This is a genomic window from Croceicoccus pelagius (assembly GCF_001661915.1).
In the GTDB taxonomy this organism is placed as follows: Bacteria; Pseudomonadota; Alphaproteobacteria; order Sphingomonadales; family Sphingomonadaceae; genus Croceicoccus; species Croceicoccus pelagius.
In genome coordinates this window covers 1-14688 of the sequence record NZ_LYWY01000011.1, presented here as the reverse complement: position 1 = coordinate 14688, position 14688 = coordinate 1, and the positions used below count along the sequence as shown (strand labels likewise).

18 protein-coding genes and 2 other annotated features are annotated in these 14688 nt (G+C 57.7%); of the genes, 9 read left to right on the top strand and 9 right to left on the bottom strand.

Annotation, left to right across the window (positions count from 1 at the left end; translation table 11 throughout):
• Positions 1-50 precede the first annotated feature (50 nt).
• A protein-coding gene (locus A9D15_RS02480) for an IS3 family transposase (RefSeq protein ID WP_156521618.1) occupies positions 51-1279 on the top strand; the annotation gives its coding sequence in 2 pieces (ribosomal slippage) (positions 51-342 and positions 342-1279; 1230 coding nt in all).
• Positions 332-448 (top strand) — a sequence feature (AL1L pseudoknot). Its footprint overlaps the gene before it by 117 nt.
• Before the next feature lie 247 nt (positions 1280-1526).
• Here the strand turns inward: A9D15_RS02480 and A9D15_RS02475 are convergent.
• The 6 genes from A9D15_RS02475 to A9D15_RS02445 all read right to left on the bottom strand — a co-directional run bounded on the left by A9D15_RS02475 (position 1527) and on the right by A9D15_RS02445 (position 5800).
• A complete protein-coding gene (locus tag A9D15_RS02475; protein WP_066761511.1) occupies positions 1527-1970 on the bottom strand; it encodes a hypothetical protein in 444 nt (147 codons plus the stop codon).
• Between the two features lie 36 nt (positions 1971-2006).
• Entirely contained in the window at positions 2007-2690 is a 684-nt protein-coding gene (locus tag A9D15_RS16385; protein WP_156521622.1) for a hypothetical protein, read from the bottom strand.
• A gap of 272 nt (positions 2691-2962) precedes the next feature.
• On the bottom strand, positions 2963-3775 hold the full coding sequence (locus A9D15_RS02460; protein ID WP_066761506.1) for a thermonuclease family protein: 813 nt from the start codon (positions 3773-3775) through the stop codon (positions 2963-2965).
• Between the two features lie 197 nt (positions 3776-3972).
• Positions 3973-4458 (bottom strand): hypothetical protein, encoded by a 486-nt coding sequence (locus A9D15_RS02455; protein ID WP_156521621.1) that lies wholly within the window; start codon positions 4456-4458, stop codon positions 3973-3975.
• Positions 4458-4910 (bottom strand): hypothetical protein, encoded by a 453-nt coding sequence (locus A9D15_RS02450; protein WP_066761502.1) that lies wholly within the window; start codon positions 4908-4910, stop codon positions 4458-4460. Before A9D15_RS02450 ends, A9D15_RS02455 begins: the two co-directional genes overlap by 1 nt.
• A gap of 512 nt (positions 4911-5422) precedes the next feature.
• A complete protein-coding gene (locus A9D15_RS02445) occupies positions 5423-5800 on the bottom strand; it encodes a hypothetical protein (RefSeq protein WP_066761500.1) in 378 nt (125 codons plus the stop codon).
• A 368-nt stretch (positions 5801-6168) separates the two neighbouring features.
• Between A9D15_RS02445 and A9D15_RS16380 the strand changes: the two genes are divergently transcribed.
• Together A9D15_RS16380 and A9D15_RS02435 are read left to right on the top strand one after the other, a co-directional pair.
• Complete coding sequence (locus A9D15_RS16380; protein WP_156521620.1) at positions 6169-6408, top strand: hypothetical protein; 240 nt, start codon at positions 6169-6171, stop codon at positions 6406-6408.
• Positions 6409-6776: 368 nt separating this feature from the next.
• On the top strand, positions 6777-7046 hold the full coding sequence (locus A9D15_RS02435; RefSeq protein WP_066761496.1) for a hypothetical protein: 270 nt from the start codon (positions 6777-6779) through the stop codon (positions 7044-7046).
• A 3-nt stretch (positions 7047-7049) separates the two neighbouring features.
• Here the strand turns inward: A9D15_RS02435 and A9D15_RS17130 are convergent, their stop codons facing one another.
• A complete protein-coding gene (locus tag A9D15_RS17130; protein WP_425304721.1) occupies positions 7050-7247 on the bottom strand; it encodes a helix-turn-helix domain-containing protein in 198 nt (65 codons plus the stop codon).
• 172 nt (positions 7248-7419) lie between these two features.
• Here A9D15_RS17130 and A9D15_RS02425 point away from each other — a divergent pair, with 172 nt between their 5' ends.
• The 6 genes from A9D15_RS02425 to A9D15_RS02400 all read left to right on the top strand — a co-directional run bounded on the left by A9D15_RS02425 (position 7420) and on the right by A9D15_RS02400 (position 11761).
• Entirely contained in the window at positions 7420-7794 is a 375-nt protein-coding gene (locus tag A9D15_RS02425) for a hypothetical protein (protein WP_172807443.1), read from the top strand.
• Positions 7795-7796: 2 nt separating this feature from the next.
• The gene (locus tag A9D15_RS02420) at positions 7797-8270 is read left to right on the top strand and encodes a hypothetical protein (protein ID WP_066761491.1); all 474 of its coding nucleotides are present in this window, start codon (positions 7797-7799) and stop codon (positions 8268-8270) included.
• Positions 8271-8272: 2 nt separating this feature from the next.
• Complete coding sequence (locus tag A9D15_RS02415) at positions 8273-8539, top strand: hypothetical protein (RefSeq protein ID WP_066761489.1); 267 nt, start codon at positions 8273-8275, stop codon at positions 8537-8539.
• A 189-nt stretch (positions 8540-8728) separates the two neighbouring features.
• Positions 8729-10513 (top strand): putative bifunctional diguanylate cyclase/phosphodiesterase, encoded by a 1785-nt coding sequence (locus tag A9D15_RS02410; RefSeq protein ID WP_066761487.1) that lies wholly within the window; start codon positions 8729-8731, stop codon positions 10511-10513.
• Entirely contained in the window at positions 10443-10898 is a 456-nt protein-coding gene (locus A9D15_RS02405) for a BLUF domain-containing protein (RefSeq protein ID WP_082924207.1), read from the top strand. Before A9D15_RS02410 ends, A9D15_RS02405 begins: the two co-directional genes overlap by 71 nt.
• A gap of 359 nt (positions 10899-11257) precedes the next feature.
• Positions 11258-11761, top strand: coding sequence for a PilZ domain-containing protein (locus A9D15_RS02400; RefSeq protein ID WP_066761478.1), 504 nt, complete (start codon positions 11258-11260; stop codon positions 11759-11761).
• Between the two features lie 438 nt (positions 11762-12199).
• On the opposite strand, the gene A9D15_RS02395 is transcribed toward A9D15_RS02400, so the two are convergent.
• Positions 12200-13228 carry an IS110 family RNA-guided transposase gene (locus A9D15_RS02395; protein ID WP_066761469.1) on the bottom strand — a complete coding sequence of 343 codons (1029 nt, stop codon included), beginning with the start codon at positions 13226-13228 and terminating at the stop codon, positions 12200-12202.
• 181 nt (positions 13229-13409) lie between these two features.
• Positions 13410-14638, bottom strand: a protein-coding gene (locus tag A9D15_RS02390; RefSeq protein ID WP_156521618.1) for an IS3 family transposase whose coding sequence is annotated in 2 segments (ribosomal slippage) — positions 13410-14347 and positions 14347-14638 — 1230 coding nt in all. Because the reading frame shifts where the segments join, the coding sequence is not laid out codon by codon here.
• Positions 14241-14357, bottom strand: a sequence feature (AL1L pseudoknot). (Overlaps the previous gene by 117 nt.)
• Positions 14639-14688: the final 50 nt, after the last annotated feature.

The window sequence follows — 14688 nt, the reverse complement described above, 5'->3', positions numbered from 1 at the left end:
TGAACCGCCCCGAGATTGCCGGAGGCCCCAACTCCTGAGAGGAAGGGTCTATGAGCAAGACGACGAACAAGTTCTCACCCGAGGTTCGCGAGCGAGCAGTCCGCATGGTTCTGGCCAGCGAGAAGGATCATCCGTCGCGCTGGGCGGCGGTCACATCGATAGCCGGCAAGTTCGGCTGTTCGGGCTACACGCTGCTCGAGTGGGTGAAGAAGTCCGAGATCGACAAGGGCATGCGAGCCGGAGTGCCGACCGAGCTGGCTGACAAGCTGAAGGCGCTGGAACGCGAGAACCGTGAGTTGCGCCAGGCCAACGAGATCCTGCGCAAGGCTTCCGCGTATTTCGCCCAGGCGGAGCTCGACCGCCCACTGAAGCGATGACGGCGTTTATCGACGAACACCGCGAGGAGTATGGGGTCGAGCCGATCTGCCGGGTTCTGCCGATCGCCCCATCCACCTACCACGAACGCGTCGCGCAGCGGCGCGATCCCTCGCGGATGTCGGCTCGTGCCCAGCGCGACCAGGCGTTGAAGCCCGAGGTCTTGCGCGTATTCGCCGAGAACTTCGGCGTCTACGGCGTGCGCAAGGTCTGGCGACAGATGAACCGCGAAGGCTTGAGTGTCGCCCGATGTACGGTGGAACGGCTCATGCGCGACCTGGGCTTGCAGGGCGTAATCCGCGGCAAGCCGGTACGAACGACCATCAGCGACAAGGCGGCGCATTGCCCGCTCGACCAGGTCAACCGACAGTTCCATGCGCCAGCACCGAACATGCTGTGGGTCTCGGACTTCACCTACGTCGCGACCTGGTCGGGGTTCGTCTACGTCGCCTTCGTGATCGACGTCTATGCCCGCTACATCGTGGGCTGGCGGGTCAGCAGAACAGCCCACGCCAGCTTCGTTCTGGATGCCCTCGAGCAAGCCATCCACGATCGTCGCCCGGTCCATTGTGGTGGCCTCATCCATCACAGCGACCGCGGCAGCCAGTACGTCTCGATCAAGTACACCGAGCGCCTTGCCGAGGCCGGGATCGAGCCATCGGTGGGCAGCGTCGGTGACAGCTATGACAACGCCTTGGCCGAGACGATCAACGGACTCTACAAGGCCGAGGTCATCCACCGGCGCGGACCATGGCGATCGTTCGAAGCTGTCGAATATGCCACACTCGAATGGGTAGACTGGTTCAATAACAGGCGGTTGCTCGAGCCGATCGGCAATATCCCACCCGCCGAAGCCGAAGAACGATACTACGCCATGCTAGACGACACACCCATCGCAGCATAACTCAAGCCAAATGGCCTCCGGCAATCTCGGGGCGGTTCAGTGCCTTAGCTGAGGCTCTCTCCTCAACTCTTTCTTGAGTACCAGACAATTCCTTACACAATCTTGCGCAAGAAGATTTGGTACTCTCATAAGACTTGGGTACGATAGTGGTTCCCCTTGGATGACGACAAGTTTAGCGCACAAATGACCCTCCGCCTAGAGTTCGCCCTACTCCTAGCCGCCCACCTGCTAGGCCTAGCATGGGGCATCAGTGCGGTGATCGACTGGCTGCTATAGACCACTCCAAGAACGCTCCATCCCCTCTCCGAGACTGCACCAGCGTCCGCTCCCGCAAGTTGCGCAGCGCCGCTCCGATCCGCTTCGTCATGGCCTTCTGTGGCGTCTTATCGTTCGGGTTCAGGTCGCGCTCCGCCATCAGCCTTATCGTGATGGCCTTGGCGTCCATTGCACTTTCTGTGCGGAGCATGGCGAGGATCGACCGCGTTACCTGTCCCTTGAAGGCGTGATGGCGCGGGGGAAGCGGCTTGGGCCGTATCTCGTCCAGTTCAATATCGGGATCGAACAGCCGCAGGGTGCAATCTACGTGGTCCGTGTCGATCATCGCTTGGCGTAGCTGGTCCTGTAGCGCATCGATCTGACCGGCGAGTTCCCCGCGCTTGCTGCGAAGGGCTGATATAGCGTGTGTCTGCATATGCGATACCTACCGCATCGCCTGCGATTGCGACCATCACCCTCTTGGTGCGTTTGCTACATAATGCCGCAGTTCTCCGCCTTGATCGGCAAGGCCACCACGCAGGCGCAGGAAGCCGACCAGATCGACCGGCCCGACTTTGCGGACGGGATCGCCCTTCCAGTTGGTGACGGTCTGGCGCGCAAGCTGTCTGCGCTCGTCTACCGGCTTGGCCTGATCGAAGCGACCTGCCTGAATGGCAGCGGCTTCATCAACATCTGCCACCACGTTCGACGGGATGGCGAGAACGTCACCCGGATTGATATTGTCCGACGCGGCACGGAGTTGCGCTTCGGTTATCGGCGCATCCATCCGGCGCGGCGTGTTGCGAACGTCGATGATGTCGCGCTGACGAGCCGGAGCGGTCAAAGTCTCCTGTGCTTCCGCAGCCATTGCGATGGAGCGGCGATCCAGCTTGTATCCTTCAGGGGGCGGGGGAATGTCGTTGATGACATCCTGTGCGGCTCCCTGCGCCGTTTCGTCGGCATATCCCTCGGCTGCCTCGCCCGCAGTCTCGGTCCGACTTTTCCCAAAGCGGGCTAGACGGGGAAGGGCGTACTCCAAAGCCTTGCCACCAGCGGCACCGATAACGCCACCAACCGGCACGCCCACGGCCCCACCAATGGCACGCTCGCCAATATCACCATCAGTACCAAGGAAGCCCTCAACACCGCCATACATGGCCCCCCAACACGGAACAGTTCGGGCACCGTCTTTGCCTTCGCCCCGAATGGTACGACAAGGCCGCCACTAATCTGACCACCAAGACGCCAACCAGGGTGCGCCATGTCGTCATATCCGATGATGGCGCTGTTCTGTTGCTGGTTGTTTGCCCAGATGTCTGCAAGGCGTCGGTCAGAGTTCCAGACGTTCTCACGACCGGGCGTAAGCCGGAACGTATCCACAACCCCCCCCCCCGACCTCATCCAGACCACCCGCCAGAACGCCATCGCCTATTCTGCGCATCGTAGCGCCGGTTCGGCCATCGCCAAGATCAGTAAGCGGGGCGGTGGTGTCGCTATAGGTGCGGACGGTCGAAACCGATTTGCCTGCATCCCTGTCGGCGACGTAGCCGCGCACGTCTTCCGGATCGAGCGTGAAGTGCTGGCTTCGGCGTAGTTTAGAATTTCATCAGCCGTGCCGCGTTTCAACAACTCGACATAACCCGCTTCAACCTCGGGGCGCAGACCTGCAAAAGGGGTGAGCGTATCCCAGAAACGCGCGATGGTTGCGCGGTCAGGAACATAGTCGGGATTGTCGCGATATTCCTTCGGCGTCTGCGCAAACGCACCGTGCATACCCAAACGGTTTTGCCGCGCGAGCCTTTCGCCTTCCATGTAGATCGCGGCGAGGGTGGGCGATTGCTCCATGTATTCCGGAGCTGCCAAGGCATTTCCCTGCCGTACAACGCTTTCGCCTACATCCTGCCCGTCCTGATCGACACTGGCCACGGGCCTGCCGTAGGACTGCATCAGAACGGGGCCGACCGAGCCGTCAGGCGTGACGACATCACCCAGCGCAATTGTCGCCATGTCACCAATCCGCACCGGATTGCCTTGGCGATCCCAACCGATCTGGTCGCGCTCTGGCGCATCTACGCCATAGAGGCGCAGGTTCACCCCTTCGTTGGTGCGCAAAGTGTTGCCATCGACTGCCTCGCCATCAAGAGTGTAGCCCTTCGGTGGAGGGGGTATCTTGGCCTTGGTCCGCTTGGGCGGTTCGTCGGCATCAATGGTGAAGCCAGGAGGGGGCGGGGGAGCGGTCACTTAACCGGCACCCACGACTTTCCATCCCATTCAACCTTTTCGCCATTCGGTCCAGTCGCAGTTGGCCGCGCCGTGTCTCTGCGCCCTCGCGTTGTCGAGCGAGTATCCTGTCCGCGGCGCTGGGTCGCGTCCCTAACGTCCTGCCCACGGCGGCGCGTGCGATCCATCGTGTCGTGATAGCGGCGCGTTTCCCCGCGTCATTCCGAACGGTCCAGCGCCTTGTCGTCTTCGGCGGCCTGCATTCGATTGTTGTCGATCTGATCGTCTTCGATGTCCCATTCGAGCCTGCGCTCCCGGCGGACGGCATCGAGCTGCGACTTGGTGTCCATCGCCTCAATCTGGATGGAGCGGACCAGTTCCGGCGAGAATTCGGAAGAAAGCTGGAAGTCATCGAGCTTGATCCCGAACCGACCATAGAGCGCTCGTGCTTTGTTCTTGCCGCGCTCGTAGCTGGCATGATCGTAGACGCCGCCCAGAATCTGAATAACGCCTTCGTTCAGGTTGCGAGCGTGGTCAAACTCATCCTTCTCCCAATCCTGCGTGGTGGTCCGGAGATCAATTGCGCCCTGTGGATCGTAGCGCACGTATTGCTCCCATGCGCTTGGTCCCGCTGCCCTATCGTTAGGCATTGCTCCAGGCTGGGGGACCATGACCCGCAAAGGTATGGATGCGTCGATAATCATTAGGGATGCTCCCTTTGGCGCTTGGCCTCTTCAAATGTTTCGGGGGAAAGGACGCCGCCTGCACGGCTGACCATCTCGGCCATGTCTTCACGGCCATCGTCGGCAAGGTCGCTTGCAACGTTAAGGCTCGCGGCTTCAAATCGGGTGCCCAAATCATCACGACCGTGGTCCTGTTGCCAGCCAGCAAATCTGGAAAGCAGAAACATCAAGGTTTCGCGGTCCCGATGTTCGCCCAGTGCCGCAGCGAGCCGGGCAAAGGTTAGCGCCTCTGCATATGCGATGACTGCGATGTCCGGATCATTCTCGTTTGCCTCTACGAACCTGTAGGCCGCGTTGGCGAAACTACGGAGCGAGTGAGCATCGCCACGTGCCGCCGCTTCGAGCGTAGGCGGATCGGTCGGAATGATACCCGGTGCGCGCAATACGCCATCAAGGATGGGCCATGCGTTCACTGTAGTCCGACCTTCTCGCCGACCAGCGACCTGAGATATCCTGAAAGGGAGCAGCCCGCTTGTGCCGCGCGATGGCTGAGGGCTGCAACGACCGCTTCATTAGCGCGGAAACTGACGTGTGTGTCCTGCATGATTCCTCGACTGTCATCCCGACGTTTAGTGTGTTGCAGTAGTAACACAACCATGCGATCCAGCCAAGAATGTTCATGATTTGATCCTGCCGGTAAGATACCGGCGTGAAGCGAATCTTAATAATGTCGCCGTAGCGCTGCTCTCGAAAGGGGAGCGAAATGAAGCTGGATGTAATTGTCATGATTGGCCTGTCGCTGCTCAGCCTCGGCTTGAGCGGATATGCTGCGGCAATCGTGTTTCTGGGGTGAGGGTGTCACTTGTGACGGGTGGACCCTGACCAGGAGAAGTTGGTCTGGCGACACCCTCAATTCCGTTCTGACCTCGGAAAATTTCAGATTGCTTACCAAGCAAGGTTAAGGCTTTAACTGCGTTGCCGGTCGTCAAGGCTTTAAGGCCTGTTCGATGCCGCTTAGCGGTTGAGTCGATGCTTCGTAGGCCATAAAAAGCATTATCCCAGCCATGATCAAACCAAAAATCAGAACGGCACTCTTCTCAAAAATTGCGCCAATTTGACGCCAATCCGCTGGGGAATGCATTATTCTCACTTGGGATTCGGGCTCCCGCAAATCGTAGTTCCGTCGTTCGGCCTTCTCACCGCCCCGGGGCCCTTTTTCGATTGGCCCGATGTCAATTTCATGCGCCAGTACGGCGCCAAACTTCTGCCCATTTTGCCAGACGACCCGGCCAACCATAATTTGATCGTAGCGTCGGATTTCTATGTAATGCCCACGGCTCGGTGGGTTTTCCGCTTCGGCCATCAAGCCTTTTCTGGATAAGTTGCAAATTCGTAAGTCGATTCAATCGTAATCGCGCCTCAGGCGGCCATATAGGCGGACAGACTTACGTGGATCACGTTTTTTTAAGCGGAACATCCGGCCTAATCCTCTTTGAGGAAGACGAACTCGATAAGTCACTTAAAATAATTTCCTAATTCACCGCAAGTTTATCAAAATTAGGTTAACGCTCTCGGCAGCACTGTTCGCTCAGGCATTGCTAGTCGATTAGACGAGACACACCGTCTTCATCACTAATAATATCGCCGCCGAGCTGACAGCTTTCGGAAAACCTGCAGCGGCTCGACCTCACCAAAGAGCAGCGGGACGAACATATCCGGCGCTATGCGGACTTGCTGGAAGCGCGGGCCGAAATTCCAGTGGCGCAAAATGAACCATTGGAAATCGGCTATGGTAAACCCCCCGCTGCGTCCGAAGGGATTGCTCGCCAGATCGCAGACGAAACCGGACTGAGTAAGTCCACCGTCCAGCGCGCCCTCAATCCCAAGCCTGCGCCAGAACCCAAGGCCCCGTTGCCGGACTACGATGTTGTCACGGTGCAACACAACGCCCTGATGGCGTGCGAGACTTGACCATTTCTAGCGCCTCACCATCTACCCGGCCATCAAGGTCAGGAGGCCAATCGTGACGTACCGCATTGAACTCTGGCAGCACGGCAAGCGGATCCTCGACGCCGCTTGAGTCGGTTCATTTTCGGAAGCGAAGGTTGAGGCTGAGAAATCGGTGAAGGCTGGCGAGGCTGATTGTGTCGATATCTACGACGAAGCGGGCGACCTGCGCTTTCATTATCCACGGGTCACGACGAAGGTTCCGTGGAAGACAAAAATCAGAGCGGAACGCCAGAATCATTTCCAATGAGAACGGTCAAGCGAGCGAGGCTGGCCTTGGAATTTTGTCCAGACGACTAGACGACCGATATCTTCGGAGCCATATTTCGCCGGTGGACCGCCTATCCAAACTCGACAGCTCTTCTCCTGCGATACGAGCGATTGAACGCTGGAAGCGCGGCCTAACAGCGCTGGTCATCCTGGGCGTTCTGTTGATTGCTAGTGCGTTGATTGCTGGACTGGTTGGATGGGGGATAAGCTTTTTAGGGACTGACGAAGTTCTGGCGGGCGCTATCACCTTCATCATCATTGCGCCTTGGATGCTTGGCAATCGCCATAGCCTTCGCATCGTCGGGAACTTGGCGACGGTCGCAGACTGCTGAACATTAGCCTGGCACTGTGGCTCCAATTCGGCCAGCGCGTTTTGTAAACTCAGCACCCTTGGCGCGCAATGCGGCCTCAACCCGATCTAGCGTATCGGTCCGAATGTTTGCGCCAGCCTCAAATCGGGCGAGCGTGGCGTAAGGTACCCCAGCGAGTTCGGCCAATTCGCGGCCAGTCAGACCAAGCCCGTCTCGCGCCATCTTGCATTGCCTTGCATCCATGAAGTGAAGCATAATCCACAATTATGCTCTACACAAGAGTGAAGCAATGCTATCACTTCAATTGCGGAGGCGTTAAGCCGACGCGGGCCGAGGAGAGACTGCAATCTCTACCCCGACCCTGATCGAAACCCTGATGTGGAAGGGAACGACTATGACCACTCCTAGCACGCCGCAGATGCGCTCGCAAAGCGCTGACCTCTATGAAATCTTCGGTGCAGAACGACCGAACGAACTGCCACAGTCCGCCGACAACGCCGCTCTTATCTCGATGCTCTTCCTGAAGCTTGGGGGTGCGCTCTATATCCATGGAAACGGAAAGCGCGCTATCTCCCGGCCATGCGCTGGCCTCTTCAGCGACAGTCACCCACTGCCGCAATTTCCCGGCGCTGGAATCACCGAGCAATTCCATAATTTCGATGAATGGAATGGCGCGATGAAGATGGTCAATTACCTGTTCGCGCGCCTGCACTCCGATGACAAGAACTTCGCATTCGACGCCTTCGCTCTCGTATCGGTGGAGGCGTGAACATGGCTAACATCGACGTCATGACCAAGCGTGCTGTCCTGCACAGCGCAGCGCTGGCCACCCTTGGCAGCGATCCGGCATGGGACAAGGCGCTGAAAGCCTACCTCCGCGCCGACACGCTTCAGCAAGCAGATGCTGAGTGCGGAGCACTGTACGCAGCAACCGACAAGTTTCGTCGCTTCGGATGGTCCCTCGAAAGCAAATATGGGCCTAACTGGTCTAACGTCCCGCAGGCCAAGGCAGAGCATAAGCCGGCATACGACGAGATGCAGGCCGCCGAAAACAAGTGGGCCGAGGTTTATTGCAAGCCTCACTGGCGCGCTAGTCGAGAGCTGGCCTTAACACCCGCGCCGACCATCGCCGCAGCGGTGTTCAAAGCCAACATGATCGAACACGAGGATCTGCCCAACGACCATGAGTTCCCGGCCGATTGCATGGAGATTCTTCATGCAGACTTCGCAAGGTTGGAGACGTGAAGATGGCCAGCAATCCAATCGGGGGCGCTTCGGCGCTCCCTCTCGCCCTTCTGGCACAGGCTATCCCCATGCTGTCCCGTCACGAACTGGAAAGTCTCACGGAACGCCTGATCGATCGACTGGACGAAATTACCCCCGACTTCGACCTGGAGGACGATGACCCGGCAGGGCAGTGCGACGAGGATGGTGTGAACACCGGTAACCGCATCGTTTTTGTGCACGAGCAAAGGGTCGATAGTCCGGGCTGCGGCATTAGCGATCCGAATTAATCGACACTCGATGGGTCCCCTAAGCCCCGCTTCGGCGGGGCTTTTTGCGTTGGGATACTGAGCCAAAGCCGTGGCCAAGAAGCCGTATCATTCGGTTTGCGGCTCTTCTTGGAAAAACCCCGTCTCGGCCATCAGTTATTTGTTAAGATTAACAGGGCTATCTGACCGGTCCAGCAAGAGGACAGGTTAATGACGACACTGATCCCCGGTGAGGATAAATCGATGAGCCTTTCGGCTCAATCCATACTTCAGGCGGCTGCTAACCCGATCGTTGTACTCGACCTGAGCGGGAGAGTGGTTTTTTCGAATCATCGCGCTCGCGTAGTGTGCGAAGCCGAGGCCGGGGTGGTTTGGACCAGTCTGTGGAACTCGAAACTTGGCCTTGAATGGACCTCCCTGCTCGACAATGCCCAAGGCGGCATTCCCGGAGAGATAGATTTTGCTCACTGTTCGAGAGGCAACGAAATAGGGTGGTGGCGCGCCAGTGTGCTACCAATCAGGCATGGTGACCAATCAGTCAGCGGATTGCTCGTCTCGATGCACGACATCACCGAATTTGCGAATGCTGTCCAACGCGCTAGGACTTCCGCAACGACCGACGCTCTGACAGGACTTCCCAATCGAGCATTCTTTGTCGAATATCTAGAGAATAGCATCAGCGAGGCACAGGTTTCTGGAGAGAAGGTTTGGGTTGTTCTGCTCGATCTTGACCATTTTAAGGAAATCAATGACGATCTAGGCCACGATGCTGGAGATGTGCTTCTCCGAGGCGTTGCACAAAAGCTCACAAAGTTGCCTGACCCCGTGAGGCTAGCAGCGCGATTGGGTGGAGATGAGTTTGTTTTAGTTCTGCGGGGCCGAGCAGAAACCGTCGATCCGGAGGCGATTGTTCGACCATTGATTGAACAGCTTATCTCCCCAATCACTTATGAAGGCCGCCGGTTAACCAGCAAAGCAAGCTTCGGAATCTCGGTAGCGCCAGACCACGGAGCTACGTGCCGCGAATTGCTCAAGAGCGCCGATCTCGCGCTTTACATGGCAAAGGATCTTGGCCGAGGAGGTTACGCTTTCTTCGATCCGCTGATGCAAGCTGCCGTTCGCGCTCGCAATCAGACCGCCGAACGCGTCAGGCACAGCTTGAACGAGAATATCGAGGCCTATTATCAACCCAAGATCAGGCTTGATACAGGGGCGCTCGATGGTCTGGAGGCTTTATTGCGGATCCGGAGCTCTTCAGGCGCGATGGAAGGTCCTGCCGCTATTGCCTCGGCGTTTGATAATGTTGATCTTTCATGTCGAATCAGCGACCGCATGTTCGACATAATTATCTCTGATATGAGACGTTTTCTCGATGCTGGTCTAGCCTTTGGCAGGGTGGCTGTGAATGCAGCAGCGCCTGAACTTCGGAGATACAATTTCGCGCGCGAAGTGCTTCAACGCCTAGAGCGGGCGGGAATCCCACCACGTATGCTCGAACTAGAGGTCGTAGAAGGAGTTTTCCTGGGCCGAGGTGCCGGTGCAGTCGATGACAATCTCCGCCTTCTCAGGAAAGCAGGGGTTACTGTGGCATTGGATGATTTTGGTACGGGATATGCCAGCCTTGCGCATATCCGAAACTATGCTGTCGATTGCCTAAAAATCGATATGTCGTTCGTCCAAGGTATAGGCAATCCTAAAGATGAGGCAATTATTTCAGCAATCGGGTCGCTAGGCAGAAGCCTTGGTCTTAACGTGGTCGCCGAGGGCATCGAAGAGGCTTATCAAGCCAGATTTCTTCGAAACGTAAACTGCCCGATTGGCCAAGGCTTCCTCTTTAGCAAACCGCTGGCTTTGACTGACCTGATGCGATATTTTTCACAGCAAGACCTACGACTGTACCCTTGGATGCATCGGGGTTGTTGTGATGGACCCGCCGAGGGCGGTCTCGGGAATGTTAGCGATGTCGCAGTTATGCACTCTCCTCTACGTCAGTAAGAGCCTTATTACTCAACCCGAGAGCATAAATGAGCTTCTCACCGTCTCACGAGACATAAATATCCAAAAGGAAATTACTGGCGTCCTCGTGTTGAACTCCGGGCGCTTTCTTCAGGTGCTGGAAGGGCACCCGGACAATGTACAATTGATCTACTCGCGCATCGTGAAGGACCCTCGACACGAGGAAGTCCGCCTGCTGTTGAATAGCCCTATATCTGGCCGGCGCTTTGGGCGTTGGAGTATGGCTTTTCTCAATCCGGAGGAAGTTCCCCCAATCCTGGGGGCAACCAGCTTCGATGAATTACGCTTAAAGGCGGATAAAACTGCCGGGGAGCTTCTGAGCTTGATCCAGTCGATGGTCACAAGCGATGCCGCGTCAGGCTAACTGGTGTGAGAATCGAAACACGCAGTGTGCATGGCTGCGTTTCTGATGCCCCTTATGAAAGAGGCCAAATCAGCGGCAGGTCATACAACACCCGACTGTACGTGAACGTTACGCCACCAATGCGCCAGGCTGCTCGATCAGCGATCAAAACTGAGACCGCAAATCAACCAAACTTGGCCCTCGCCTCGGTGGGGGCTTTTTACATCAAATCCAGGAAATATCTGATCTCCCCTGAGATTTTCGAATCGCACCGTCCCGCCTTAGAATTGCCACACTCCGTCCATTACGCGTCGATGGCTTAGCCATGGGTTTAACCTTTGTTAAACCTTTGCGGCAACCTTTCGGGCTTCCGGAAGGGGATGAGGATGCTGGTTGCAAAGGTTCACCTAAAGTCAAAATCGCAAGAAAGGCGTTGGAATGTTCGCCGCCCTCTCAACATGGATGCCGACGCGTCACACAATGGCGCAGGCTACACGGTTACGATCCACAACCTGTCGGAAGGCGGACTGATGTTCGAGACATGGGGTGCGGACCTCGATGTCAACGACATCATCGATGTAAATATAGAGGATTATGGCACTTGCGCCGCAGAGATCCTTTGGTCACGCAACCATTGCTATGGCTGCCGATTTGTCGAACCCCTCCCCAAGGCAGTTATAAGTGCGGCAGTTCTAAAATCACCCTTTCTCGATACAAGTGAGGGTATTGAGGAAAGTCCGGTCCGCCTGATTTCAGCTCTCGATGAGTATGAAAAGCCTCTGGCCATGGCCAACTTGTCGACTGGCTCACTAATCATTCTGCTTTTGCTGGGGGTGGCTGTTTGGGCGTTTATCTATGCTCTCTTTACCCTCGCTGTGGGCTAGATCGATAAGATCGTTATCGGTCTTGGCGGCTATATCCGGCCCGTGACTTCGCAAACCGCAACAGGTGCCGCAGTTGGTGCATGTGCTTGTTGATTGCCCGTATCCGTTGCTTGTCGGTGCAGTCGACCTTCTCACCCGCCAGTTCATCTAGCTTGTGTTCGCATAGCAGGGCCAGCCGGAGCTGTCAGTCAAACGCTAAACCGTCTTGTGTGGACGGCGCTCGGTTGGCAAGGGCTTGCATGAGGAATCGGTCGGGTACGGTCTTATGTTCGGCCTGTTCGTGCAGCAAATGCCGCTGGCCCTAATGTCGTCCGCCGATCAGGTCTCCTATCTCCACTGAGCGCTGGAAGCGCCGACGATTTACCGGAGTGTCCTGATCATTGGTCCCGTTGGATCGCATCACTGCGAGGTCCTCGCCAATATGGAGACCGTCGCGGATCAGACGGCGGGAGCTGGATGCCGGAAGATTTCGCCTCGAGCCATGATCGCCCAGGCTATTCGCGCCATCTTGTTTGCTAGCGCGATCGCGACGAGCTTGATTGGTTTATCCTTCTCGATGAGGTTTCTGGCCCAGGCATCCAGCGCACAAGTATGTTTCCGCTTCGGACTGAGGAGCGAGACGGCTCCGCTCACCAGCAAGGTGCGAAGGTATCGATCGCCCATTTTCGAGATCCGACCGAGTTTCGTTCTGCCTCCGGTAGAGTTCTGCCGCGGAGTCAGACCCAGGAAAGCGGAGAACTCCCGTGCGGATGCAAACATCGAGGGATCTGTAACGCTTGCGGCCAGCGCAGCGGTCACTGGCCTCACACCTGGAATACTGGCCAGACGCTGGCTGACGGGATTATCGCGGTGCCATTTCAACAGTTCGCGGTCGAGCCGGGCAATCTGGATATCAATGTGGGCCAGCTGAGCCACGAGCGGCGCAAGTGCGTCCCGCGCGAGAGGCGGTAAACTCTCGTCATCCCCATCTGCCAGGACGTCGAGCAGTGGCTTCATGTTGCGCACGGCGCGTGGAGCGATGAGACCGAGTTCGGCCATGTGACCGCGGATGGCGCAGATCAGGGCTGTACGCTGGGAAAGAAGCAGCGAGCGGGCTCGGTGCAGCATCAACGCCGATTGCTGCTCCTCGATTTTGATCGGAACGAACCGCATCGTCGGGCGGGTCACTGCTTCGCAGATCGCCGCCGCATCAGCCGCATCGTTCTTCTGGCGGCGGACGTAGGGCTTCACGTAAGTTGGCGGAATCAGACGCACGTCATGGCCGAACTGTTGCAGCGTACGTCCCCAATGATGGGCGCTGCCGCACGCCTCCAGGCCGATCAGACAAGGCGGTAGCTTCTGGAAAAACGCAATGAGCCTGCGGCGCTTGAAGGCTTTCTGCAGTACAACTGCTCCAGCCTTATCGACCGCGTGAACGTGAAAGATGCTCTTTGCCAGGTCAATCCCGACGGTGGTAATCTCCTCCATGGACGGTGCTCCTTCGATGACATGTTCAACGACAGTCACCGTAGTACCCTGATTCTCAGGTGAGCGCCGTCCACACCATCTCCACCTGCGGCGCTGCGCCGCCTAGTGGAACCGGCATGGGACCAATTTCTTTCAAGCGTCATGAACCGCCCCGAGATTGCCGGAGGCCATTTGGCTTGAGTTATGCTGCGATGGGTGTGTCGTCTAGCATGGCGTAGTATCGTTCTTCGGCTTCGGCGGGTGGGATATTGCCGATCGGCTCGAGCAACCGCCTGTTATTGAACCAGTCTACCCATTCGAGTGTGGCATATTCGACAGCTTCGAACGATCGCCATGGTCCGCGCCGGTGGATGACCTCGGCCTTGTAGAGTCCGTTGATCGTCTCGGCCAAGGCGTTGTCATAGCTGTCACCGACGCTGCCCACCGATGGCTCGATCCCGGCCTCGGCAAGGCGCTCGGTGTACTTGATCGAGACGTACTGGCTGCCGCGGTCGCTGTGATGGATGAGGCCACCACAATGGACCGGGCGACGATCGTGGATGGCTTGCTCGAGGGCATCCAGAACGAAGCTGGCGTGGGCTGTTCTGCTGACCCGCCAGCCCACGATGTAGCGGGCATAGACGTCGATCACGAAGGCGACGTAGACGAACCCCGACCAGGTCGCGACGTAGGTGAAGTCCGAGACCCACAGCATGTTCGGTGCTGGCGCATGGAACTGTCGGTTGACCTGGTCGAGCGGGCAATGCGCCGCCTTGTCGCTGATGGTCGTTCGTACCGGCTTGCCGCGGATTACGCCCTGCAAGCCCAGGTCGCGCATGAGCCGTTCCACCGTACATCGGGCGACACTCAAGCCTTCGCGGTTCATCTGTCGCCAGACCTTGCGCACGCCGTAGACGCCGAAGTTCTCGGCGAATACGCGCAAGACCTCGGGCTTCAACGCCTGGTCGCGCTGGGCACGAGCCGACATCCGCGAGGGATCGCGCCGCTGCGCGACGCGTTCGTGGTAGGTGGATGGGGCGATCGGCAGAACCCGGCAGATCGGCTCGACCCCATACTCCTCGCGGTGTTCGTCGATAAACGCCGTCATCGCTTCAGTGGGCGGTCGAGCTCCGCCTGGGCGAAATACGCGGAAGCCTTGCGCAGGATCTCGTTGGCCTGGCGCAACTCACGGTTCTCGCGTTCCAGCGCCTTCAGCTTGTCAGCCAGCTCGGTCGGCACTCCGGCTCGCATGCCCTTGTCGATCTCGGACTTCTTCACCCACTCGAGCAGCGTGTAGCCCGAACAGCCGAACTTGCCGGCTATCGATGTGACCGCCGCCCAGCGCGACGGATGATCCTTCTCGCTGGCCAGAACCATGCGGACTGCTCGCTCGCGAACCTCGGGTGAGAACTTGTTCGTCGTCTTGCTCATAGACCCTTCCTCTCAGGAGTTGGGGCCTCCGGCAATCTCGGGGCGGTTCA

Coding starts and splice junctions, on each gene's coding strand:
- A9D15_RS02455 (WP_156521621.1), bottom strand. CDS start 4,458: ATGATTATCGACGCATCCATACCTTTGCGGGTCATGGTCCCCCAGCCT.
- A9D15_RS02410 (WP_066761487.1), top strand. CDS start 8,729: ATGACGACACTGATCCCCGGTGAGGATAAATCGATGAGCCTTTCGGCT.
- A9D15_RS02475 (WP_066761511.1), bottom strand. CDS start 1,970: ATGCAGACACACGCTATATCAGCCCTTCGCAGCAAGCGCGGGGAACTC.
- A9D15_RS02400 (WP_066761478.1), top strand. CDS start 11,258: ATGAGGATGCTGGTTGCAAAGGTTCACCTAAAGTCAAAATCGCAAGAA.
- A9D15_RS02405 (WP_082924207.1), top strand. CDS start 10,443: ATGGACCCGCCGAGGGCGGTCTCGGGAATGTTAGCGATGTCGCAGTTA.
- A9D15_RS02395 (WP_066761469.1), bottom strand. CDS start 13,228: ATGGAGGAGATTACCACCGTCGGGATTGACCTGGCAAAGAGCATCTTT.
- A9D15_RS17130 (WP_425304721.1), bottom strand. CDS start 7,247: ATGGCGCGAGACGGGCTTGGTCTGACTGGCCGCGAATTGGCCGAACTC.
- A9D15_RS02415 (WP_066761489.1), top strand. CDS start 8,273: ATGGCCAGCAATCCAATCGGGGGCGCTTCGGCGCTCCCTCTCGCCCTT.
- A9D15_RS16385 (WP_156521622.1), bottom strand. CDS start 2,690: ATGTATGGCGGTGTTGAGGGCTTCCTTGGTACTGATGGTGATATTGGC.
- A9D15_RS02425 (WP_172807443.1), top strand. CDS start 7,420: ATGACCACTCCTAGCACGCCGCAGATGCGCTCGCAAAGCGCTGACCTC.
- A9D15_RS02420 (WP_066761491.1), top strand. CDS start 7,797: ATGGCTAACATCGACGTCATGACCAAGCGTGCTGTCCTGCACAGCGCA.
- A9D15_RS02445 (WP_066761500.1), bottom strand. CDS start 5,800: ATGGCCGAAGCGGAAAACCCACCGAGCCGTGGGCATTACATAGAAATC.